We start from the raw sequence: 23,432 nt of genomic DNA on the forward strand, positions 1-23,432 counted from the left end.
GATGGCTCATAATAGCGTTTAAAGGATTGAATGCAATGGCTCACCTAACGAAGATATTAAAACATGGCTTACATGCGCTGTTTCCTAACTTTTGTGTTACGTGTCAAACGCATATAAAAAGTAACTACGCACTTTGCGAGCATTGTTTAAACGACTTAAGATTATTTGATCTAAGCAAACATGCCAATTTACTTCATCGCCCTGATATTTGTGACGCATTCCCCGATTGTCATTTTGATCACCTCATAGCCTGTGCATGGTATGAAGCCCCAATGAAACAGTGGCTTAAACAGCTGAAGTTTAGTGATAAACAGTACTATAAAATTGCCCTACAACAGGTTATTTATTTGCAGTTGCAGCGCGCAAAGGCAGTCAATGAATCTTGGCCTGATGAATTTATTATTATGCCGCTGCACAATAAACGCTTTATAAAACGAGGGTATAATCAGGTAAGCCAAACTTGGCTACCGGTATTAAAAGCAATGAACTTAGTTGTAACTGAGCCGCTTGTTAAACAAAAAGCAACGATTGCACAATCTTCTCTCAGTAAAGCGAAACGAATTAAAAATATGCGTAATGCATTTGTGTGCGAAACTAATTTGCAGGGTAAGTCGGTCGCCATTATTGATGATGTAATGACCTCAGGGGCAACATTGAATGCAGCAACCGATGAGCTAAAAAAAGCAGGTGCCAAACACGTATGGGCAATGCTGACGTGTTTGACCCCTTTAGGAGAACCTTAAAATACGTTAATCACCCGCTGCATGAAAAGCATTACCAAAGAATAAAGCATTGCTCAATAATCGGCTAGTACCATACCAATACCCACGGAACACAGGGTTATCCGTCATACCAATAACACTGCCTTTTCCATATGAATGGGCTATTAAGCCCGCAGCACCGGCAACTTGCTCTACATTCACATCATCAGTAAAGCCCGCTAACAATGGCTTATCTGTGTATGTTAAAACATTTACAAACGGTGCATCTGACTTTTCAAGCAACCAAGTGCTATTTTTAAATACTGGCAGGGTATTACGGTTCAGTGAAAATGTTAGCGGGTGTGATAAATCAACAGACGTATTAAAGATTGCTCCGGCAATACGTTGACGGCCCGCTAAGTGATCTTTATCGGCATAAGTAAGCCCTTGCGTATTAAATGCGCTCGCTACATCACGACGAGATAAGTAACTGGCCTTTAATAATTGCTGATCAGCAAGGAACTTGGCCCCCCCTTTATGACCCCAAATAACACCACCTTTACGTACCCAAGCTTTGATCGCAACCTTGGTTGCATCATCAAGTGTATTGTAATTACCATGAGCCAAAATAATATGACTGTAATTTTCAAGGTCAAGACTACTAAGACGAGGCATTTCAACAATAGTTGGCGCAGTGCCTACAAAACGGTCGAGGTAATACCATACTTCGCCCAATTCATATTGGCTGGTGCCTGCACCACCCACGAGTAAAACTTTAGGCGCTTTTACAACGGCCATAGAGCGAGAGCCTAAATCAGCCCCTTTTACCGTTAAACCTGAGCTAATTGGCGTAATTTCAATACCGAACTCAGTCTGCGCTTGATTTAAGTAATCAACCCAATTACTGTCTGTTTGCAAACCTGCGGGGAGCAAAATACTACCGGGTTCAAATGCAACCTCACCACTGGGCGTTTTAGCAGTAAGAGGACTCAATGCAACACGCGCTTTAACACCTTGCTTTAGCAATGTATTCAACATTTTTGGTGCAAGATAATCGTCCCACTTGAATGCGTAAGCATAGCTTTGTGGCAATGTTGCATAACTTGACTTAACTCCTTTCTGCCAAGGCATTTTTGCAACATCAAGCCCCCATTTACTACTGACTTTTGCAAATTCTAAATTAAATGCATGCGCGAGTGTCCAGCCAGATACATCATAGAATGTGTTATCAACAAAGCGTTGTTGTTCACTAAAAACGGCTTTCACTAAGCGAAACTGTGGTTGTGCTAATGGTACGAAATAGCTGTTTTCAGAGAAGCTTTGACCATTCACTTTTAATGGCTCTTCAAGCATATACGCATTAATTTGATGTTGCTTTAATAGCTCTAGAAAGTACTGCATACGGCTGTTATCTGCACCGCCTTTAACAACATACCCTTTAAAGTCTTCATCACCAGCAAGATCAATCGCTTTGTTATAAAACTCAGCTTGGTAATCAAGCAGATCTTGGCGGTTTTCAATTGCAGCTTGAAATGTAGATAAGCTAGTTAGTAATTGATTTTTAATCGTAAACGGAAAGCTTAATGGGCCGTTGATAGTGTCTTGTAAGTGACCACGTGAGCTGGCTTGCTCAAATAAAATACCCACCCCACCATTCACGTCAGGGTAAGTTGAGCCTTTTCCGTAGTAAAAATCATCAAAACTTTCTTCGGTGAAGTACAAAGCATTATGCTCGTCAAGCGTCTTCGCATGATAGTTAGCAATTGCTTTAGTCAAAGTGACATTTTCTTCTGGTGTAATCGGGTGCTTACGTGTCGGAATACCAGGTTGAAAAAAGAAGGTGCTGTTTGGTCCCATCTCGTGGAAGTCTGTAAGAATATTCGGCTTCCATTGATGGAATTGAGCTATGCGTGCTCGTGATTCAGGGTGTTGTAGTAATAACCAGTCGCGGTTTAAGTCAAATAAATAATGATTAGTCCGGCTACTAGGCCAGTTTTCTCTATGCTCGCGAGTTTCTGGATCTGACGATAAATTCATACCGCGATTACTGTTTGCCCAGTTCGCGAAACGCGCTAAACCATCAGGATTTAAAGATGGGTCCAGTAAGATAACGGTATTGTTCAGTAAATTATCAATTTCTGGGCCTTGCGCAGCAGCTAAGTAATAAGCAACCAATAACGAGGCATTACTCCCTGATGACTCATTACCATGCACGCTATACCCCATCCATACAACCGCCGGCTGTTTGCTTGAGTCTGATGATTCACCGTCCAAACGTGCTAGGTGGGCTTTACGAATAGTCTCAACCTGCCCTAATTTGTCTGGCGCAGTGATAGTTAACATAACCAATGGGCGTTGTTCATGAGTACGACCGATCACTTGAAAGTTCATTCGGTCACTTTTATCGGCAAGAATTTGCATATATTGCACAAGCTGATCATGGCGAACATGCCATTCACCTACTTCGTAACCTAACACCTGTTCAGGTGTTGGAATGGTTGGATCAAATTTCACATCTTGTTCAAAGTAATAAGAAAGGGGTTTCGCTAATGCGCTAACGCTCACTAGCATGGTTAATATTGTTATTATTAAACGCATAGATAGCACCTGTACTTAATTGATGTTTTCACGCTACCACTAGACAAAATAGATGCAACTTTTTACGCTCAACACTGGCGACAATACGATGAGCGGAGTATGATACACAGTATCCGAGTAATTTAGTCAAGTATAGTCCGTTTTATGATCTCTATTTCTGAATCTGCACAATCTCATTTTGCTAAACTTTTAGCAGACCAAGCTGAACAAACAAACATTCGTGTTTTTGTTGTAAATCCAGGTACTTCGCAGGCGGAGTGTGGTGTTTCTTACTGCCCAGAAGACGCGGTTGAAGCGACTGATATTCGTCTACCTTTTAATGGCTTTGATGCCGTTGTTGACGCAGAAAGTGCGCCTTTTTTAGAAGAAGCTGAAATCGATTTTGTAACTGACAAAATGGGCACTCAGTTAACTCTAAAAGCGCCTAATGCCAAAGCACGTAAGCTTAGCGACGACGCAACGTTACAAGAGCGTGTACAACACATGCTTGAAACTGAAGTCAATCCACAACTTGCAAACCACGGTGGTCAAGTTGGTTTAGTTGAAATTACCGCTGACGGTATTGCTGTTCTGCAATTTGGTGGTGGCTGTAACGGTTGTTCGATGATTGATGTCACGTTGAAAGAGGGCATCGAGAAAGAAATGATCGCTAAGTTTGATGAAATCAATGGTGTGAGAGACATTACCGATCACCAATCGGGTGAGCACTCTTACTACTAATCGGTATCTAAAGCATGCTTAAACAATGGGTATTTCGCTTAGGTAGCGACCCCAAATTAAGCTTGAAACGCTTTCTTTGCGGCCTAGCACTGTTTGTGCTGGCCGTGATTTTTATTGCCACTGGTTATTATGGCCCTGCAATCTTGCAGCTGATTGGCTTACTTATTTTGGCCATCGCATTATTTTTTGCCGCTTGGGGTTACTTAGGTATTTTTGCCAACCGTTTTGCTCAAGTTCTTGAGCGAGCATCTCCCAAAGATGATGATCCTGACCTTTGGAAATAAACGCTTAATTCAACAAGCTATTTTGTTTAACGATATAACGATAGCGCAACCATAACGTTACACCACGCATCAGCATAAAAATGGTCATTGCGAACCAAAGGCCATGGTTTTGCCAATCACTCACCAACCAAAACAACCCAAAAAAGCCGAGTGTTGCACTAATCAGCATCGTATTTCGCATATCTTTTGCACGCGTTAAACCAACAAAAACACCATCGAATAAAAAGCATGCCATTGCTGCAATTGGTAAGATAATCACCCATGGCAAATAATCTGCAGCCATCCTAATTACTTCTGGCACATCGGTTAATAAACGAATAATTGCATTACCAAAGATTAAAAATATTAAGCTGTAAAATAATGCAAACAGTCCCCCCCAGAACAAACTCAAATTAACCCACAGCTGTATATGCTGAGTGCTTTTTTCGCCTTTTGCTTTACCTACTTTAGCTTCACTTGCATATGCAATACCATCAAGCGCAAAGCTGACGAGCATTAAAAAGTTCAGCAGTACTGCATTCGCTGCCAGTGTTGTTTCGCCAATTCTTGCGCCATAAAAGGTCATAAAGCTAAAACACAATTGCAACGCCAGTGAACGAATGAAGATATCACGATTTAAATTGACTAATTCGAGCAGTTTAGCCACGTTAAACCACGCCTTTACCGCTAGGTTAATGCCCTGCTTTTTAGCCAACTGATAAACTAAACAAAGTGCAAAGGCAAAAGCGATGTAATCTGCAATTAGCGACGCCCAAGCCGCTCCAGCCACTTTCCAATCAAGAAAAACAACAAAATAGATATCAAGCACGATATTGGTAATATTAGTGATGAGTAATAAATAAAACGGCCCTCTGCCGTAATGTACCCCCAACATCCATCCTAATAGCACTAAATTACACAACGCAGCTGGCGCACTAAAAATACGGATTGAAAAATAGCTATGTGCTTGCTCTAGCACCGCTTGATTTGCGCCCGATAAATATGCCATTAAGGATTGAATAGGTACACTAAGCGTGATTAATATAAGCGCAACGAAAGTCGCTAATAACAAACTGCGCTTTAATAATTCAGCTAGCAAAGTATGATCGCCTCGACCGTAAGCTTGCGCTACAAGCCCCGTGGTGCTCATACGTAAAAATCCTGCTAGCCAAAATAATAGGGAGATAACTGCTGAGCCCAGTGCAATACCGGCTAAGTAGTGAGCACTGCCTAAATGACCGATGACTGCAGTATCAACTAATCCTAACAATGGAACAGTAATATTTGATAAGATCATTGGACCGGCTAATAACAGCAAACTTTTATGGTGTGCCTTATGACGTTTAAGAAAATGTTTCATGTAGTTTTTGCAGTCCTGTTAGGTTTATCAATGCGTGCCCACGGCGCCGTTATTTTACAGTATCATCACGTCAGTGAAACCCTTCCGGCTGTTACAAGCGTCAGCAGCGAGACGTTTACCAAGCACATGCAGTATTTAAAAGACCAGCAATTTAATGTTATCCCATTAAATGAGTTGATTTCTCAACTACAGGCAGGTCAAGAGTTAGCTGATAAAACCGTCGCAATCACGTTTGATGATGGTTACAAAAATAATTATGAACAAGCTGCCCCTATCCTCGAAAAGTTTGGCTATCCTTATACTATTTTTGTAAACCCTGAACTTATTGATAGTGGCAAAAGCTATGTCATGACTTGGCAGCAATTAAAAGAGCTGGCTAAAAAAGGAGCCTTGATAAGTAATCATACGCAAGTGCACAACTACTTGCATTTAAAACAAGAAGGTGAGACTGACGCTCAGTGGCAATCTCGCACTAAAGAAGATATTTTAAATGCTCAAAAACGCATTAAAGATGAAATAGGTCATGATTATAAATACCTTGCTTATCCCTATGGTGAATTCAATAACGAGTTACAAGGATTAATTAAATCATTAGGCTTTGTTGGTATTGGTCAACATTCAGGTGCAGTAGGTGTTCACTCTGATTTTACGCGATTACCACGCTTCCCTGCGTCTGGTTTTTATTCTAAGCTTGATACGCTTTCAACGAAACTTGACTCACAAGCTTTCACAATTAAAGCATTAAATTACACTGATAGTGTGACCAGCGAAAACCCGCCAAGTTTGAGCATCCAGTTCGATATGCAGGATTTTCACAAAAGCCAGTTTGCATGCTATGTGTCGGGTGTTGGTCAAGCTAACCTTGATTGGACAAGTAAAGATACTGTTCAAATTACCTCGCCTAATAAATTGAAAAAAGGCCGCTCTCGATTCAACTGTACAGCCCCTTCTATCAATAAAAAAGGCAGTTATTATTGGTTTTCACAACCTTGGGTAATTACACCTTAGCAGCCTGTTTAAGCATGTGTGCTGCTACTTTATCAAGCCTGACAATTTCATTAGCCGCATTCAATTCGATTGCGGCTTTTGGCATCCCCCATACCACAGACGATAGCTCATCCTGTGCCATGGTATAGGCACCAGCTTGATGTAAAGCTAATAACCCTTTTGCACCATCACTGCCCATTCCAGTTAATAAAGACGCTATCGTTGCTTTGCAATTTAAAGCTGCTAAAGAGTTAAATAACACATCTACAGCAGGCCGATGACGATTAACGGGCTCACCTGAGTCTAATTGGCAATACAGCGCAGCTCCCTTTTTCACCACACTTAAATGCTGATCGCCTGGGGCAATATAAGCCCAGCCAGCTTCTAACTTATCTCCTTGCTCTGCCTCTTTAACATTTATCGCACAGATTCGATCCATCCGCATCGCAAATGAAGTACTAAACACAGGTGGAATATGTTGTGTTATCACAATGGGTGGGCAGTGTTTGGGCATACGGATAAGCACTTCTTTGATTGCCTCTGTTCCCCCCGTTGAAGCACCTATGGCCATCACTGCATTACTTTTAAATTGCAGACTGTCGAGTGAGCTATCTTTTTCTAGTTTCTGCTCTTTAAATGCTCGGATCCTTGCACCTGCTGCTGTACGGACTTTTTGTTGTACTAAGTACGCATAGCGTTGCAAGTTTTCAGACACATTAGCCGTTGGTTTTGCGATAAAATCCACAGCCCCGAGTTCTAGCGCTTCGAGGGTAATAGGTGAGCCTTTTTGAGTCAATGTTGAAACCATAACAACCGGCATAGGTCGCAAGCGCATTAAATTTTTCAAAAAGCTTAAGCCATCCATTTTTGGCATTTCAATATCAAGCGTCAGTACATCAGGATTTAAACGCTTAATGAGATCACGTGCTTGATAAGGGTCTTCAGCGGCACCTACAACATGCATATCACCCGCTTGCTCAAGTACCTCTTTCAGTAAACCACGGATCAAGGGAGAATCATCAACAATAAGTACCTTGATCATACACTCTCCTAAAATAGCTCAATGTCTGTTCCAGCATCTTGCTGCTCGATTTCGTGTAAGTATTTAACTTCACGTTTTTCTAGTTTATCAGTATGCAGATCACGCAGCTTTTTTACTTGTGCTTGACCCGTCTGAGGGTTAAAAATTATTTTACGAGGCCAAGGGCCACCGACGTCATGTGATATTAAATCTAAACCTTCCTCAAGTACATATGCATTTGCAAAGCGAATATTACCGACGCCTATATCTGTCATTGAGCGAATAATTTTACCACCACCAAATAGCTTCACTTTTAAGTTACGTTTTGATGCACCATTTTTTAAAATTTCATTAATTAAAAACTCCATAGCCCAGTTACCATAACGGCAATTTAAACTGTGAGCATTACTCGGATCCACGCCTTTTTGTATCGGTAGCATAAAGTGGTTCATGCCACCAACACCTAACCCTTGATCATAGATACATGCAGCAATACATGAGCCAAGTACGGTGGTGATCAGTTCATCATTTTTAGAGACATAGAATTCACCCGGTAACACTTTTGCGACCACCTTTTGTCTGTGACTGTCCCAAAAACGCTTTACGTGCTCAAACCCTGATAATACTGGTTTGAAATGACTATTCATTAACCACCTTTTGATAAATCGTCTGGCCTAGGTTTTTAAATTCTTGATGGTCTTTGCCCATGGTTTCTGAATGCCCCAAAAACAAATGCCCCGCGTCATTCAATAAGTCAAAGTAACGATGAAAAAGCGTATCTTTTGTCGGCTTATCAAAGTAAATAACTACGTTGCGACAAAAAATGACATCAAATGCTCCCTTCATCGGCCACTGCTCAAGTAAATTCAACCTCTTAAAAAAGATATTCTCTTGTAACTGTGGTTTTACTTTATAGAGCTGACCATCATGACTTTTTAAAAACCAACGTTTTAGCTGACTTTTATCGAGCCCATTTACATTAGCTGCTGTATAAGTACCAACTTGCGCCTTAGCAAGTACGTTTGAATCAAGGTCAGTGGCTAGAATTTTTACATCCCAATTAGTCGGGAACAGACCACTTAGGGTCATTGCTATCGTGTAGGGCTCTTCCCCTGTGGAGCAGCCTGCTGACCAAACGCGCACTCGCTTTTGCTGTGCATTTGTAGTCAATAGTCTCGGCACTATCGTATTTTTTAGATAGTTAAAGTGATGTGGTTCACGAAAAAATGACGTCAAATTGGTGGTAATCGCATTGATAAACTCACTAAATTCTCGCTCTTTATGTTCTTCTAAAAAAGCTAAATAGTCTTTAAAACTCTTTAACTTAAGTAACCTAAGTCGCCTTGCTAAGCGTGAATACACCATTTCACGCTTATGCTCCGCAAGTACGATACCGCAAGCATCGTATACCTGAGATGAAATGTTTTTGAAATCACTATCCGTTAGTAAAAACTCTTTCATAATTTAACCCACCAGCCTTAGAGGGAATACACATTGTATTAGCGATGTAGAGTGGGAAGAGTTTTAAAACTCTTCCCATTCATCACTTGGGTCTACAAAGTTATTACCTTTTGGCGAAGCAGGTGCTGATTGGCTTGGCCGCTTAACGGATACACTCGAAGCACGGCTGGTTATATCTGTTTCTTCTTCAACAGAGAGAGAAAAGAAGTTTAGTAAACGTCGCATGTCATTTGCTTGCTCAGCCATTGACTCACCAGCCGCAGAAGCCTCTTCAACGAGTGCTGCATTTTGCTGCGTCATTTCATCCATCTGTGCAATCGCTTTATTAACTTGCTCAATACCTGAACTTTGCTCTTCTGATGCTTGGGCAATATCAGAAATCATGGCTGTAACTCTTTGCACAGCGGTTACAATTTCTTGCAGTGTTGAGCCTGACTCATTAACCAGTAAGGTACCGTCCTCAACTTTACCGACACTATCGCGGATCAACTCTTTAATTTCTTTTGCCGCTGCCGCAGAACGCTGCGCAAGATTACGCACTTCCCCTGCAACCACAGCAAACCCTCGGCCTTGCTCGCCCGCTCTTGCGGCCTCAACAGCAGCATTTAATGCAAGTAAGTTTGTTTGGAATGCTATTTCATCAATCACACTAATAATATCGGCAATCTTCTTGCTCGACTCATTAATGGCCGACATACTTGTCACCGCGCGATTAACAACTTCACCGCCTTTTTGCGCCTTAGCACGTGTTTCTTCTGCAAGTTCATTGACCTCTTTGGCATTATCAGCATTTTGGCGAACTGTACTGGTCATTTCTTCCATACTTGATGCTGTTTCTTCAAGTGACGATGCTTGCTCTTCAGTGCGTTGACTCAGGTCAGCATTACCTTGTGAGATTTCCTCAGCACCACTGGCTACTAACGTTGCAGAGCTATTAATGCGATTAATCACTTCAGTTAACTTATCAGCCGTGGCATTAGCATCACGTTTTAATTTCTCAAATGACCCTTGATACTCTTGTTCAATACGTTTTGATAAGTCACCGTTCGCCATTGCATCAAGCATATTACCAGTATCTTTAACCGCATCCTCAACAATACTGACCATGCTATTTAAGCCTTGCGCTAAGCGTAGAAAAAAGCCATTTTTACCAGTCTCTTCTACTCGGGCTTCTAGGTCTCCTTTACCTGCGGCAGCGACTAAACCAGCAATTTCTTTTTCAATGGCAACCTCTGCTGTTCTATCATCCCATTCCACCACTGTACCAATACGCTCATCATCAGGTGTAAAGATAGGATTGGCCACAAGACCAAAGGTGCGTCCACCGACAACAATCTCCGTGCTGTAGGTACTGCTAAGTTTTGCCAGCATGTTACGCTGATGAGCAGGATTTTTATGAAACACATCGATATTTTGACCAATCAAGTTGTTGCTATTGAAGTTAGGTAGGTCTTTGCGCAAATCACTTTCAGCAATTTTCATCATGTTCAATACGGCTTCATTCATGTAAATAATGTTATTACCCGCATCAGCAATCATGGTATTTGTTGCAACCCTGTCAAGCGCACGACGCACTCGCAGGTTTTCTTCGGCTTCACGCTTTTCAGCCTCAGCTTTGTTAACTCTGTCGGTAATATCTTGCCACTCAACAATAGTCCCCAAACGCTTTCCTGAGACACTGACCCAAGGTGTGGCAATTAAACTGAAGATTAAACCTGCAAGGCGTAAGGTAGTTTTATAAGGTTCAGTCAATGTCCTTAATAACTCACGCTGATGACTTGGTTGTTTGTGAAAATCGTCAACACAAGTCCCCACTAAATTGGCTACAGAGAAATTGGGTAAAACTGACTGTAAGTCACTTTCACGCGCCTTTAGCATTTGTTTAACCTGCTCATTAACAAAAACAATTTCAAGGTCATTATTAGCAATCATCACACTTGCTTGGCAGACACGTAATGCATTAGATAAATCTGCATCACGTTGTGATTGTTTGTCTCGCTCTTTTTGTGCTGATATATCACTGGCAAACTTAATGACTTTAATAACTTGGCCGTCATTATTAATAATTGGGTTGTAGGTCGCTTGGATCCAAATCTCTTTGCCATTTTTACCGATGCGCTTAAATTCATCAGAGATAAATTCGCCGTTTCGCAAACGCTGCCAGAACTGCTGGTATTCGGTGCTTTTAGACTCCTCTTCAGCAACAAACATCGCGTGATGCTGCCCTTGAATCTCCTCAAGCCGGTAACCCATGACGCTTAAGAAATTTGCATTGGCTGTCAAGATTGTTCCCGATGGTTGAAATTCAATCACTGCAAGTGACTTATTCAATGCAGTAACAATTAAATCATTATTTGACTCAACACTTTTAGGACTGCTAAACCATCCCATACCCTTCACCTTCTTGTTAATCAACCCAATTAAATGTCCATCGTTTTTTGTAGGTCTAATAATGCGACCATTTTTTCACCCACATTCACCAAACCTGCCACAAATTGCGCATGCTCAGAATCTGATAAGTGGGGCACTGCTTTCGCTTCATGCTCAGCAATGCTATAGACATCCGAAACGGCATCGACAACGATACCCATAATTTTACTTGTGCTTTCTAATTTCACCTTGAGGATAATCACCACTGTCAGCGGCCCATACTCAATAGCCGGAATCGCAAATCGACGCCGTAAATCAATAATAGGCACTATGGTTCCCCGCAGATTAATTACTCCTTTAACAAAATCTGGCGCATTTGGAATGACGGTTATTTCTTCCCAACTGCGAATTTCTTGAACTGTTAAAATATCAACGCCATACTCTTCATCTGCCATGATGAACGTTAAGAACTGTTTAACATCCTGATTTTGATCCAAAGTTAGTTTGTTATGTAAGTCGTCTTGCGATGTAATCATGACGCCTCCAAACTTGCTTTAGACTCGATGATAAGCTCCTGACTTCCCGGTTTTCTCAGTCCAGATAGCTTAATCAAGCCACTAATATCGACAATCAACGAAACGCGACCATCTCCTAAAATGGTTGCGCCAGACACCCCATCCACTTTTTGATAATTGGCTTCTAAGCTTTTAATAACCACTTGTTGTTGAGACAGTAAGTCATCTACCAGCAAACCTACTTTTTGGTTGTCACTTTCAACGACAACTAACAAGGTCTTATCAAGTGTTTCTATTGCACCTTGGTGATTAAAAATAGTGTATAAGCGTAAGATAGGAATATATTCATCACGCAGCCGCAATACGTCTAAGTCTTTTCCTACCCGACTTACTTTGCTGATATCAATTTGTAGTGATTCAATTATCGAAATGAGTGGGATGATGTAAGTATGTTCAGCAATACGAACTAACTGGCCATCAAGAATCGCTAGTGTCAGTGGTAAGCGAATAGTAAAGGTCGACCCTACACCTGGGGCTGATGAGACTTCGACTGACCCGCTCAGTGCTTCAATATTTCTTCTCACCACATCCATGCCGACGCCTCGTCCGGATAGATCGCTCACTTGATCTGCGGTCGAAAAGCCAGGTAAGAAAATGAGTTCATTGATTTCATTATCACTAAGCTCATCAGACTCGGAAATTAAGCCATTTTTTATCGCTTTTTCACGGATCTTCGTTGTATTTAAGCCCTGACCATCATCCATGATCTCAATCACGATATTTCCGCCTTGATGAAAAGCATTCAATGTAACGGTACCGACCGGATCTTTACCTGCTGCGACCCGTTTCTCAACTGTCTCTAAGCCATGATCAAGTGAGTTTCTTACTAGATGCACCATGGGATCAGAGATTTTCTCCATCACAGTTTTATCCAGCTCGGTTTGCTCACCTAAAAGCTTTAGTTCAACTTGCTTGTCGAGTTTTTGAGAGATATCACGCACTAAGCGTGGGAAACGGCTAAAAACGAAGCTAATCGGCAACATTCTTATACGCATCACATTTTCTTGTAAGTCCCGGGTGTTGTGAGCGAGTTGAGCAAGCCCTTCTTGTAAAGAAGCAATGGTTGCTTCGGTTATCTCTTGCTCACCCAACTGGCTAAGCATGGCTTGTGTAATAACGAGCTCGCCGACCATGTTAATTAGCGAGTCCACCTTATCGATTCCAACACGAATCGAAGTAGACTCTGTATTGGCTGCGGCTGATTTAACTGGCGCTGACTTCTTAACCTCCGCCGTAGGCTTAGCCGCAGTTTCTGTCTCTTTGATGTCTGTATCAGTGGCTACTTGTACTACTTTTTTTTCTTCTAGTTCATCACCAAATAAGCCACCGCATAGTGTAATAGTGATATTAGCATCATCTTCAACCCACTCAAAAACCTCTTCGATGCAGCTTTGCTCTTTATCTGTGGTTAAAAAGAAGCGCCAAGATAAAAAACATTCTTCAGGCGCAAAGTCGGTAATATCTGGCACATCATCTTGGAATGCCTGAGTTTCAAGATCACCTAGCTCAGCAAGCTCGCTGATCATATACAGCGGTTCGTTACCTGTTTTAAATAAATGGTGATGAGGCTTAAAATCTATTTGAAAAGTGTTTCGACTACTTTCTGCGCTAGGCTCTTCGCTATCTGTATTGCTTGCCACGGCTTTTGCTGCTGCGCGCATACCCAAAATTTCTTCAAATTTTATACGTAGTTCATCAGCTTCCGCTAAATCAGGCTGTTGTTCAGCCTGCAGAGCACGTAATAACGCCCGCAAACAATCAACTGACTTTAAAAGGAGGTTTACATGCTCAGCAGTTAAGTCTCGTGAGCCTTCACGTATTTGGTCTAAAAGAGTTTCTAAAACGTGGGTAAAGTCAGCAACTGCAGTAAATCCAAATGTTCCGCTACCTCCTTTGATAGAATGCGCAGCGCGAAAAATTGTATTGATTGTTTCTAAGTCTTCTTCGCCTGGAACTAGGTTTAATAACTCAGCTTCCATTGCATCGAGTCCTTCAAAGCTTTCTTCGAAGAACACTTCAAAAAATTGGCTTAGATCTATACTCATGCCCCGCTCCTATTGTTAGCGAATCACTTTTTTTAATACCGCTAACAATTGCTCTGGGTTAAAAGGCTTTACTATCCAGCCTGTTGCGCCAGCAGCTTTACCCTCTGACTTTTTATCTAGACCCGATTCTGTGGTCAGCATGAGTAAAGGAGTAAATTTATAGTCTGGTAGAGTGCGTAACTCTCTTATCAGTGTGATCCCATCCATTACCGGCATGTTGACATCAGAAATTACCGCATCAAAGCCCTGCTGCTTTGCGATACTCAATGCTTCGCTGCCATCCTTTGCTTCCGTTACGTCAAAGCCCGCTTTTTTAAGGGTGAAACCAACCATTTGTCGCATTGATGCTGAGTCATCGACTGCTAAAATTCTTTTCATAAAAACCTCTTAATTGGTATTTTCAAGCACAAGGTAATGACTTAATCCCAAACTATTAATTGCCTGTTGCAATGGTTCGCTTTGTCCAACCCAAATAATTTTATGCTGAACCGAAAGCAAATGTTTTTGTAATGCACACAGCAGCTGTACTGACGCAGTATCGGCTCTCGTTACTTCACTGATATCAAGACATATATCATCATTTGACGACAACTCTTGTAGTAAATCTTGGTGTAACGACTCAACCTGAGTAATTGCGAGTTCAGTAGGAAGCTTTATCATTAACACGCTCTTCACGGCTTTTAATAATTCATAACAAAAGCTTAGACTGAGTTAATAAAATTGCCATTTTTTAAATTAAAAAATAGTAATTTTTTTTAATAGCTTAGAGGAAAAATAAAAAAAGAGAGCATCTGCTCTCTTTCAAAATACTTTACTGCTCTATACAAGTTATAAAGCATAATAGTCAGCAATTTCCTTAAACTCTTGCGTTAATGTTTTGGCATTAATCAAAGGCACACTACCTTGCTTAAATTCAGGTTTAAAAATCGCTCGCACAGCCCCAACTTGATCAACCATCACCACCGAAGCACTATGGTCGACAGCATACTCTTGCTCATCGCTATCATTAATCGCATAAATTAAGCCAAGCTCCCGCACAAAGGGAAATAGCTGTTTATGCGACCCTGATACAGCTAAAAAATCAGTATTAAAATAATCAATATAAGCTTTACGTTTAGCCGTTGTATCTCGCTTTGGATCGACAGCAACAAACCACACCTGTACGTCATAATCCTTGCTTAATTGCTTTTGTACACTTGTAAGTTTTGCCAGTGTCATAGGGCAGATATCAGGACAGCTGGTGTAGCCTAAAAACAGTAAATTCCAATGCCCCTTTAACTGACTATTATCGGCAGGATTTCCATGTTGGTCGGTTAATAAAAAAGGGCTAATTGGCTTTGCCTTCTCATACACAAGCGCAGAAACATCAGGGGCAGACTTCTCACTACCGCAACCGATCATAATAAGACTAAGGCATGCCATTAGCACAGCTAAAAAATGTTTCATACAAGAAACCACTTATCAATAAATAGGGCGATAAAGAGTAGCATTAAATGTACGATTGAAAAACGAAATAAGTCCATTGCTGTACCCTCTTTAGGCGCAAACTTTAGTTTTAGCGCTTTATAAATAAAAACCGCATTTAAAGCACTTGCAGCAAATAAATAAATAATCCCCGACATACCTATTAGGTAAGGCAATACACATACTAAGGCCAATAAAATTGAATATGCCACTACACATGTTTTGCAAAACTCAATGCCGTGAGTGACAGGTAACATAGGGATTTTTGCTCGCTCGTAATCACTTTTACGCGCAATAGCCAACGCCCAGAAGTGCGGCGGCGTCCAAGTAAAAATAATCATCACTAATAACCAAGGCGCAGCTGCCATGTGCCCTGTTTCTGATACCCAGCCTAATAAAGGAGGCATCGCACCAGCAAGTCCACCGATGACAATATTTTGTGGGGTTGCTCGTTTTAAAAAAGAAGTATAGATAAAAGCATAGCCAACCAAAGCAAACAGCGTAAGCACAGCAGTTAACGTATTCGCCCAGATCATCAACATAATAAACCCAAGCACACCTATGATGGCGGCAAAACTAAGAGCATGTAGCTTACTTAAGCGGCCTTTTGCCACAGGACGATGTCGTGTGCGTGCCATTTTGCTATCAATCTCACTATCAACGACATGATTTATTACTGCCGCAGCTGCAGATAATAAACCTATGCCTAGTAGACTTGCTAATTGAACAAATACATCTCTTCCCATATCAGGGGCAAGTGCTAATCCTACCCAAGCTGTGAGTACTAACATCGCAACAACTTTAAATTTGCTTATTGCTAGATAGTCCTTCAGTAATTCAGTGATCTGCGCTGTTACTGATTTTTCAGTTGTTAAAATAAGTGCCATCCCAGCCTCCTAAGTTCTTGCTTTTAGATGAAAACAAAGTCTAACCATGCTCAAAAGCAACAACGCCGCCATTAAGTTATGAGCAAGTGCGACGCCTAATGGAAAATGCCAATGCACGACGGCAAGACCCAAGCAAATCTGGCATAACAAGGCCACCAGTACTGTTACAGTGCAGTGCTTGATCTTTCGAGAATAGGATTTCGAAAAGATTCGCCACATAATCAACGCAAGCACCACACAGGTTACCAGTGCCCATATGCGATGTAGTAAATGTATAGACATGCGTGCCTGTTGCGATAACACGCCATACTCATAGGTACTGTGCTCGAGCGGCAGCTGAAACACACTTGAGAGTGAAAATGGCTGCCCGTAACTACATAGTGGTAAACCATTACAGTGCGGGGCTGCATAATTAGCCGCAAGCCAACCGCCTAAAGCTATCTGTAATACCAACACCACTAACCCTATCAGCGCTAATCTGTAATAAGGCCTCGCCCCTGCATCACCGCCAGTAATAGGCTTAGAGGTCAGCCGCAAATATAGTAAAAATACTAAAGATAAAATGCTAAACCCACCCAATAAATGCCCCATAACAACCAAAGGTTGCAGATTCATGGTCACTGTCCACATTCCTAGAGCCGCTTGAAAAACCACCAGCAATAAAAGTGCTAGCGGTAGTTTCACTGGGGTAGTGGGGTATTGACGTTTCAGCCAAGCAAATACAAACAACGCCAATATAAATAGGCCTAATGCTCCTGCAAAATAGCGATGAATCATTTCTTTCCATGCTTTTGCTGCTTCAAACATCATATCTGGATAATTCTGCTCAACATGCAAAAGTGCAGTTTCATGCTTTGGCACAGTTAAAAACCCGTAACACCCTGGCCAATCAGGGCAACCGAGCCCTGCATCACTTAACCGCGTATATGCCCCAAGCCCCACCACTAAAACAGATAGAAAACACGTAAATAAGACTAAATATTTATAATTTTTATACATTATTGCCCCTTACCGAGTATTAACTTGAACGTGCGTAGTTGAGTAGTTTTTTTAAATCTTTCAGTAAGCCTTTTTGAATTAACCGATTCTCTTCAGGTTTGTTTTTATAGGGGTAATGCAAAACAACCAGTCCCATATGATCGACTAAATATAAGTCCCCCGCTTGAAGATCTGCGTTTTCTTCTAAATGGCGCCAATTCGCTGCTGTTTTTTGCTGCCGACTTAATACAGCAACATCCACTTTTTGCTGGTTTTTCCCTAACGCAACGTATAAGTTTTCAAGACTCGCAAGCTGCTCTTCACACCTTAATTGGCAATCATCTGGATAGTTAAGTGCAATTGTCCATTGCTTAGGGTCTCCTTGCTGCCAATCAGCGAGTTTTACTTCGGTCTTTAACAGCTCACCATGATTACTAGAGCCACTTGGCAACCACTCAAGCTTTAATGCTGCAAAGGCCAGAATAAGGGGCACAAAACAACACAGAGCAAACAAACTAAGTGGATTTATTTTCATGATGTCTCCTTCTCATCGCAAAATACGCAATAACAGCACAGGCCAAGCCAATTAGCAGCCATTGCACTGCATAGGCGTAATGTTTATCAGGACCCATCACAACACTTTTGTAATGGGGTGTCGCTAAGCCATCTGCTTCTTTACGATAACCAATAAAGGCGTGTAACGGCTGCTCTAGTTGACGACTAAAGATGGCTAAATCGACTCCCTGAATACGTTTGGGCCAGCCACTTTCTGCACCAATGTCATCCGCTAAAGTAAAGCCTTGCAGCTGACCTTGTTTTATTTGAACTGTCGCTGTAATAAGCGCACTGCTAGGCCAAGCCACTGATGGCAAGTGATTACGATCAGCGGGGGCTTTGAGCCAACCAAAATTAACAATTAAAGGGGCTGTCTCTCCTTTGATGCTTACAGCTGCAAGTAAGTCATAACCTACTTGCCCTTGATATATTTGATTATCAAGTAGCCAGTAATGTTGTTTATTAACCACCCCAGAGACTTTGACCTGTAAGCCCGTTTTGTTAACACCATCGGGTAAGTTTTGCAGTGCTTGCCAATCCATAACACCTTGTTGGCTTAATACAGCGAGCTGACTTAATTGCTGCTGCTTTTGCTCGCCGCGTTGATACTGCCAAACACTTAAACGCAAACAAATCAGCACCGCAAACACCACAACGCAAATTGCGATAATTGAACTAAGCTTTTGTTTACGCCATAAAATTAACTGCATCAAGGAAACCTAAAATGATAAAAATCATCATTGTGTTGTTATTGTTATATATTGTGTTTAACCTTTTTCGAGCACTGTTTGTAATGATGTCAGCAAAACAGACCGCACGACCCATGTCACACTATTTAGGACGCAGAGTACTTTTCTCTGTTGTTGTGTTGGTGATCATTATTGCCGCAATGAAATTGGGCTTTATTCACACCAACCCATCACCTCTTCGTCACGCTACAGCACATACACAAATACAAATAAACACAGCCAAACCACATCAACAAAATGCCAATACCAAGCTGCGGCCTGAAACGCAAAATGCTTTTCACTACTAAAATGACCTTTGAATATACGCAACAGTACGACAAACAGAATGACCGTCCCCAAGGTCACGTGCATACCGTGAAAACCAGTTAATAAAAAGAACGTGTTGCCATATACACCCGCATCTAGGGTTAAACCGAGATCCTGATAAGCATGCATATATTCATATACTTGTAAGCCTAAAAAAACGACACCTAATAACACGGTTAGCGATAAGAATACTTTTAGCGCACCACGCTTATTGTTTTCCATTGCCACATGAGCAAAGTGAATAGTGACCGAGGAGGTAAGTAAAATAAGGGTATTAATTAATGGGAGCCCTTGCCAGCCCATAGCCTGTGTTGTGTCACCACTGGGGGTGGTTAAAAGAGGCCATACGGCTTCAAAGGTTGGCCAAAGTACTTCATTGGTCATGGCATTGTTACCAGCCCCACCCAACCAAGGTACAGAAATCATACGGGCATAAAAAAGTGCACCAAAAAATGCCATAAAAAACATTACTTCAGAAAATATAAACCAGCTCATGCCTTGTCGGAATGAACGGTCCATTTGTGCTGAGTAAAGCCCTTTATGCGACTCTTCAATAACGTTTCTAAACCAGCTAAAAACCATATAAATTAATATCGCAATGCCTAAATACAATACATATTGACCACTGTTGCCTTCGCCACTGACTTGCATCACAGTTAAACCAGCGCCAACAGCAATTAAAAACATCGCAATTGCACCAACAATCGGCCACGGACTTTCAGCTGGTACATAATATTTTTCGTAATTCTGACTCATTTTGTTTGCTCCTAATTAGCAATTAGCTTGGCGGCTTCATCGTTTTTAGCCACAACCTGCCCGCTAATATCAAACACGGTATAGGACAATGTCAGCTCTTCAACATCATCCGGTAGCTCAGTATCGACATAAAATAGTAAAGTAAACTCGATTTCTTCACCTGCTTTCATAGGCTGTTGATCGAAGCAAAAACAGGCTATTTTGTGTAAGTATTTAGCTGCTTTTCCTGGCGATACCGAGGGGATTGCTTGCATTATTTTGTCTGTGTTGCTGGTATTCTTAGCGCTAAACTTAACTTCACGCATAGCGCCTGGCTGCACAGCGACACTGTACTGCTGGGACTCAACTTTGAATGGTGCACCGCTTTGTGCATGTGTTGTAAAGCTTACATCTACAGAACGCTCAGTATTAACTGTGTCACTCACTACAGCCCTCTCAAGAGAAGGTTTGCCATTTAAGCCCGTAACATCACAAAACACGTCGTAAAGCGGCACCAATGCAAAAGCAAATGCAAACATACCAAGGCATGCTAGCAGGAGCTTTTTGAGCAAAGGTGCATGATTCATTACTTAATCTCCGGCGGTGTCTCAAAGGTGTGGTAAGGTGCGGGAGAATCAACTTCCCACTCTAACCCCTCTGCACCATCCCATACTTTTGCAGGCGCTTTGTCACCACCTCTGGCACATTTAAATACCACCAGCACGAACAGTAATTGTGAAAGGCCAAACGCAAACCCACCAATACTAATAATGGCGTTAAAGTCTGCAAATTGCAGAGCATAATCAGGGATACGACGTGGCATGCCCGCAAGGCCAACAAAATGCATCGGGAAAAACAGCACATTGACACTAATTAGTGATAACCAGAAATGCCATTTAGCCAAGGTTTCGTTATACATATTGCCAGTCCATTTTGGCAGCCAGTAATAGGCTCCCGCCATAATAGAGAACACTGCGCCTGTAACGAGTACATAGTGGAAGTGAGCGACCACAAAATAAGTATCATGATATTGGAAATCAGCAGGTGTGATCGCAAGCATCAAGCCAGAGAAACCTCCCAAGGTGAACAATACGATAAAAGCAATGGCAAACATCATGGGAATTTCAAAACTAATTGAGCCTCGCCACATGGTAGCGACCCAGTTAAACACTTTTACGCCTGTCGGTACCGATATCAACATCGTGGCGTACATAAAGAACAGCTCACCCGCAACCGGCATGCCTGTAGTGAACATGTGATGTGCCCATACGATAAAGCTAAGCAGCGCAATCGATGAAGTGGCATATACCATAGAGGCATAACCAAATAGCTTTTTACGTGAGAAAGTCGGCACGATAGTAGAAATAATACCGAACGCCGGCAAAATCATGATATACACCTCAGGGTGCCCAAAGAACCAAAAAATATGTTGGAACATCACAGGGTCGCCCCCCCCTGCGGCATCAAAAAAGCTGGTCGCAAAGTATTTATCCGTAAGCACCATGGTCACCGCACCGGCAAGCACAGGCATCACAGCAATCAATAAGAATGCGGTGATCAACCATGTCCAAACAAACAGTGGCAGCTTCATCCATGTCATGCCTGGGGCTCTTAAGTTCACAATGGTCACGATAACGTTAATCGCCCCCATGATTGAACTAATGCCCATAATATGCACAGCGAAGACAAAGAGTGCGGTGTTATCGTTACTGTAAGTAGTCGACAGTGGCGCATAAAAAGTCCAACCGAATGCAGGGCCACCACCAGGCATCAGCAATGAAGCTAACAGGATTAAAAAGGCGAAAGGTAGAATCCAGAAACTCCAGTTATTCATCCTTGGCAAAGCCATATCAGGTGCACCAATCATCATTGGCACCATCCAGTTGGCCAATCCAGTAAAGGCAGGCATAACAGCCCCAAACACCATGATCAAACCATGTACGGTGGTCATTTGGTTAAAAAAGTGAGGATCGACAAGTTGCAGACCTGGCTGGAAAAGCTCAGCGCGGATCACCATTGCCATCGCACCACCAATTAAAAACATGGTTAGTGAAAAAATGAGGTATAAACTGCCAATATCTTTATGGTTTGTTGTATATAACCAACGCTTGAACCCCTTAGCAGGGTGGTGGTCGTGATGCGCATGCTCAGTGGCTTGCTCATTAATAACGTTACTCATTAGTTCGCCTCCGCTGCTGCATCAATCGCTGCTTGAATTTGACTCGGCTGGATAACATCACCCGTATCATTGCCCCAAGCATTTCGTTTATACGTAATGACAGCTGCAAGCTGCTTAATTGAAAGCTGTTTATCGAATGCTTGCATTGCTGTACCAGGCTTGCCATGAAGCACAATATCAATGTGATCTTTAACATCACCTAGTACAATAGGGCTGCCTTTAAGCGCAGGAAATACACCGGGTAGCCCCATACCTGTTGGTTGGTGACATGCTGCACAGCTAGCCATGTAGACTTGCTCACCGAGTGTCATTAACTCTTCTTTAGCGAGTGTTTGATCAAGTAATGCAGCATCCGCTGCTGCCGCATTCGCTTTTTCTTGTTTGGCATCAGCCAACCAAGTTGCAAACTCATCTTCAGGTAATGCTTGAACCACAACAGGCATAAAACCATGATCTTTACCACACAGTTCAGCACATTGGCCTCGGTAAACACCGGGTTCGTTAATGCGTGTCCATGCTTCATTGATAAAGCCCGGATTGGCATCTTTTTTCACCGCAAAGTCAGGAACCCACCAAGAGTGAATAACATCGTCAGAAGTCATCAAAAAGCGTACTTTTTTGTTGATAGGGAGGACCAACGGCTTATCGACTTCAAGTAAGTAATTTGCTGTCTTTTCAGCTTGGTTATCTATTTGATCTTTTGGTGTCGACAAAATCGAGTAATAGGCAATATCTTCACCCATATATTCGTAATGCCATTTCCATTGAGAACCCGTGACCTTAATGGTGATGTCTGCCTTAGAGGCATCTTCCATAGCGATTAAGGTTTTTGTGGCAGGCACAGCCATGGCAATTAAAATCACAAACGGAATGGCAGTCCAAAGAATTTCAACTTTTGTGCTTTCATGAAATTGGGCGGGCTTTGCCCCCTTTGATTTTCTATGATGTATTAAAGCCCAAAACATCACCGCAAAAACGATGACGCCGATGACACAACAGATAATAAATATCGTCATGTGTAACTCATAAACATTATTACTTATATCAGTTACCCCTTTACGCATATTAAATTGACTATTTGCCAATGCTAACTGCGGTAGAGACACTAAAATAAGCCACAAGGCATAACGCATTTTACCCATGTGACAGCTCCTTTAGATGCTATTGCAAGACGCAAAGCGAAAAGGCGTACAGCTAGGTGCCCATTCGTATTTTTATTGTTTAGAGCAAACACGTACCAACACGACAGAAATCTGATACAAGCTCATCGTTTAACACCACTGCACATTATTTTGTGTCTTTTTAGTAAAACGGTGTTAATACATTGTATTAACCAATTAGTTAAAAAATGAACAATAAGCAAGTTTTTAATCTAAGAAATGTTTATTTTGGTGCAAAAATAACAACTATAATCAGAGCGTTATTTGTAAAAAAGGGGAAGAGCAAAAACTCAAAAAGAAAGGAAAACTGCGCTATAC

Annotated in this window: 24 protein-coding genes; 5 read left to right on the plus strand and 19 right to left on the minus strand. The window is 41.8% G+C overall.

Annotation, left to right across the window (positions count from 1 at the left end; translation table 11 throughout):
- Positions 1–35 precede the first annotated feature (35 nt).
- Positions 36–743 carry a ComF family protein gene (locus tag PAARA_RS06880; protein WP_062568326.1) on the plus strand — a complete coding sequence of 236 codons (708 nt, stop codon included), beginning with the start codon at positions 36–38 and terminating at the stop codon, positions 741–743.
- 6 nt (positions 744–749) lie between these two features.
- Here PAARA_RS06880 and PAARA_RS06885 read toward each other — a convergent pair whose 3' ends face one another.
- Positions 750–3,299, minus strand: a complete 2,550-nt coding sequence (locus PAARA_RS06885) for a M14 metallopeptidase family protein (protein ID WP_062568327.1) — start codon at positions 3,297–3,299, stop codon at positions 750–752.
- A gap of 144 nt (positions 3,300–3,443) precedes the next feature.
- On the opposite strand from PAARA_RS06885, the gene nfuA reads away from it, so the two are divergent.
- Both nfuA and PAARA_RS06895 read left to right on the plus strand, forming a co-directional pair.
- Entirely contained in the window at positions 3,444–4,019 is a 576-nt protein-coding gene (gene nfuA / locus PAARA_RS06890) for a Fe-S biogenesis protein NfuA (RefSeq protein WP_062568328.1), read from the plus strand.
- A 14-nt stretch (positions 4,020–4,033) separates the two neighbouring features.
- Positions 4,034–4,303 (plus strand): hypothetical protein, encoded by a 270-nt coding sequence (locus PAARA_RS06895; RefSeq protein ID WP_062568329.1) that lies wholly within the window; start codon positions 4,034–4,036, stop codon positions 4,301–4,303.
- 4 nt (positions 4,304–4,307) lie between these two features.
- Here PAARA_RS06895 and dinF read toward each other — a convergent pair whose 3' ends face one another.
- Positions 4,308–5,642 (minus strand): MATE family efflux transporter DinF, encoded by a 1,335-nt coding sequence (gene dinF / locus PAARA_RS06900; RefSeq protein WP_083515278.1) that lies wholly within the window; start codon positions 5,640–5,642, stop codon positions 4,308–4,310.
- Here dinF and PAARA_RS06905 point away from each other — a divergent pair.
- Positions 5,619–6,650 (plus strand): polysaccharide deacetylase family protein, encoded by a 1,032-nt coding sequence (locus PAARA_RS06905; protein WP_062568330.1) that lies wholly within the window; start codon positions 5,619–5,621, stop codon positions 6,648–6,650. The genes dinF and PAARA_RS06905 overlap by 24 nt on opposite strands.
- Here the strand turns inward: PAARA_RS06905 and PAARA_RS06910 are convergent.
- The 13 genes from PAARA_RS06910 to PAARA_RS06970 all read right to left on the minus strand — a co-directional run bounded on the left by PAARA_RS06910 (position 6,640) and on the right by PAARA_RS06970 (position 18,695).
- Entirely contained in the window at positions 6,640–7,671 is a 1,032-nt protein-coding gene (locus PAARA_RS06910) for a protein-glutamate methylesterase/protein-glutamine glutaminase (RefSeq protein ID WP_062568331.1), read from the minus strand. The two genes, PAARA_RS06905 and PAARA_RS06910, sit on opposite strands and share 11 nt — an antisense overlap.
- Positions 7,672–7,679: 8 nt before the next feature.
- Positions 7,680–8,297 carry a chemoreceptor glutamine deamidase CheD gene (gene cheD, locus PAARA_RS06915; RefSeq protein ID WP_062568332.1) on the minus strand — a complete coding sequence of 206 codons (618 nt, stop codon included), beginning with the start codon at positions 8,295–8,297 and terminating at the stop codon, positions 7,680–7,682.
- Positions 8,290–9,111 carry a CheR family methyltransferase gene (locus PAARA_RS06920; protein ID WP_062568333.1) on the minus strand — a complete coding sequence of 274 codons (822 nt, stop codon included), beginning with the start codon at positions 9,109–9,111 and terminating at the stop codon, positions 8,290–8,292. The genes cheD and PAARA_RS06920 overlap by 8 nt, the downstream gene beginning before the upstream one ends.
- A gap of 63 nt (positions 9,112–9,174) precedes the next feature.
- Entirely contained in the window at positions 9,175–11,502 is a 2,328-nt protein-coding gene (locus PAARA_RS06925) for a methyl-accepting chemotaxis protein (protein ID WP_062568334.1), read from the minus strand.
- Positions 11,503–11,531: 29 nt separating this feature from the next.
- On the minus strand, positions 11,532–12,017 hold the full coding sequence (locus PAARA_RS06930) for a chemotaxis protein CheW (RefSeq protein ID WP_062568335.1): 486 nt from the start codon (positions 12,015–12,017) through the stop codon (positions 11,532–11,534).
- Positions 12,014–14,101: a chemotaxis protein CheA gene (locus tag PAARA_RS06935; RefSeq protein ID WP_062568336.1), complete on the minus strand. Its 2,088-nt coding sequence runs from the start codon at positions 14,099–14,101 to the stop codon at positions 12,014–12,016. The genes PAARA_RS06930 and PAARA_RS06935 overlap by 4 nt, the downstream gene beginning before the upstream one ends.
- Positions 14,102–14,116: 15 nt before the next feature.
- Positions 14,117–14,479: a response regulator gene (locus PAARA_RS06940; RefSeq protein WP_062568337.1), complete on the minus strand. Its 363-nt coding sequence runs from the start codon at positions 14,477–14,479 to the stop codon at positions 14,117–14,119.
- A 9-nt stretch (positions 14,480–14,488) separates the two neighbouring features.
- Entirely contained in the window at positions 14,489–14,767 is a 279-nt protein-coding gene (locus PAARA_RS06945; RefSeq protein ID WP_338053562.1) for an STAS domain-containing protein, read from the minus strand.
- A 162-nt stretch (positions 14,768–14,929) separates the two neighbouring features.
- Positions 14,930–15,523 carry an SCO family protein gene (locus PAARA_RS06950; protein ID WP_405128737.1) on the minus strand — a complete coding sequence of 198 codons (594 nt, stop codon included), beginning with the start codon at positions 15,521–15,523 and terminating at the stop codon, positions 14,930–14,932.
- 20 nt (positions 15,524–15,543) lie between these two features.
- Positions 15,544–16,452 carry a heme o synthase gene (gene cyoE, locus PAARA_RS06955; RefSeq protein ID WP_062568340.1) on the minus strand — a complete coding sequence of 303 codons (909 nt, stop codon included), beginning with the start codon at positions 16,450–16,452 and terminating at the stop codon, positions 15,544–15,546.
- A gap of 9 nt (positions 16,453–16,461) precedes the next feature.
- Positions 16,462–17,451 (minus strand): COX15/CtaA family protein, encoded by a 990-nt coding sequence (locus PAARA_RS06960; RefSeq protein ID WP_062568341.1) that lies wholly within the window; start codon positions 17,449–17,451, stop codon positions 16,462–16,464.
- A gap of 19 nt (positions 17,452–17,470) precedes the next feature.
- Positions 17,471–17,965 carry a hypothetical protein gene (locus tag PAARA_RS06965; protein WP_062568342.1) on the minus strand — a complete coding sequence of 165 codons (495 nt, stop codon included), beginning with the start codon at positions 17,963–17,965 and terminating at the stop codon, positions 17,471–17,473.
- Entirely contained in the window at positions 17,946–18,695 is a 750-nt protein-coding gene (locus PAARA_RS06970) for an SURF1 family protein (RefSeq protein ID WP_062568343.1), read from the minus strand. The genes PAARA_RS06965 and PAARA_RS06970 overlap by 20 nt, the downstream gene beginning before the upstream one ends.
- A 14-nt stretch (positions 18,696–18,709) precedes the next feature.
- On the opposite strand from PAARA_RS06970, the gene PAARA_RS20935 reads away from it, so the two are divergent.
- Positions 18,710–19,021 carry a DUF2909 family protein gene (locus tag PAARA_RS20935; protein WP_083515279.1) on the plus strand — a complete coding sequence of 104 codons (312 nt, stop codon included), beginning with the start codon at positions 18,710–18,712 and terminating at the stop codon, positions 19,019–19,021.
- Here PAARA_RS20935 and PAARA_RS06975 read toward each other — a convergent pair.
- From PAARA_RS06975 to coxB, 4 genes are read right to left on the minus strand one after another with little or no spacing between them, the layout of a single operon-like run.
- Positions 18,921–19,796, minus strand: a complete 876-nt coding sequence (locus PAARA_RS06975) for a cytochrome c oxidase subunit 3 (protein ID WP_062568344.1) — start codon at positions 19,794–19,796, stop codon at positions 18,921–18,923. The genes PAARA_RS20935 and PAARA_RS06975 overlap by 101 nt on opposite strands.
- A gap of 11 nt (positions 19,797–19,807) precedes the next feature.
- Positions 19,808–20,362, minus strand: a complete 555-nt coding sequence (locus PAARA_RS06980) for a cytochrome c oxidase assembly protein (RefSeq protein WP_062568345.1) — start codon at positions 20,360–20,362, stop codon at positions 19,808–19,810.
- Entirely contained in the window at positions 20,362–21,954 is a 1,593-nt protein-coding gene (gene ctaD / locus PAARA_RS06985) for a cytochrome c oxidase subunit I (RefSeq protein WP_062568346.1), read from the minus strand. The genes PAARA_RS06980 and ctaD overlap by 1 nt, the downstream gene beginning before the upstream one ends.
- On the minus strand, positions 21,954–23,096 hold the full coding sequence (gene coxB, locus PAARA_RS06990; protein WP_062568347.1) for a cytochrome c oxidase subunit II: 1,143 nt from the start codon (positions 23,094–23,096) through the stop codon (positions 21,954–21,956). The genes ctaD and coxB overlap by 1 nt, the downstream gene beginning before the upstream one ends.
- Positions 23,097–23,432: the final 336 nt, after the last annotated feature.

The sequence above is a fragment of the Pseudoalteromonas arabiensis genome (genome assembly GCF_001550155.1).
Lineage (GTDB): Bacteria > Pseudomonadota > Gammaproteobacteria > Enterobacterales > Alteromonadaceae > Pseudoalteromonas > Pseudoalteromonas arabiensis.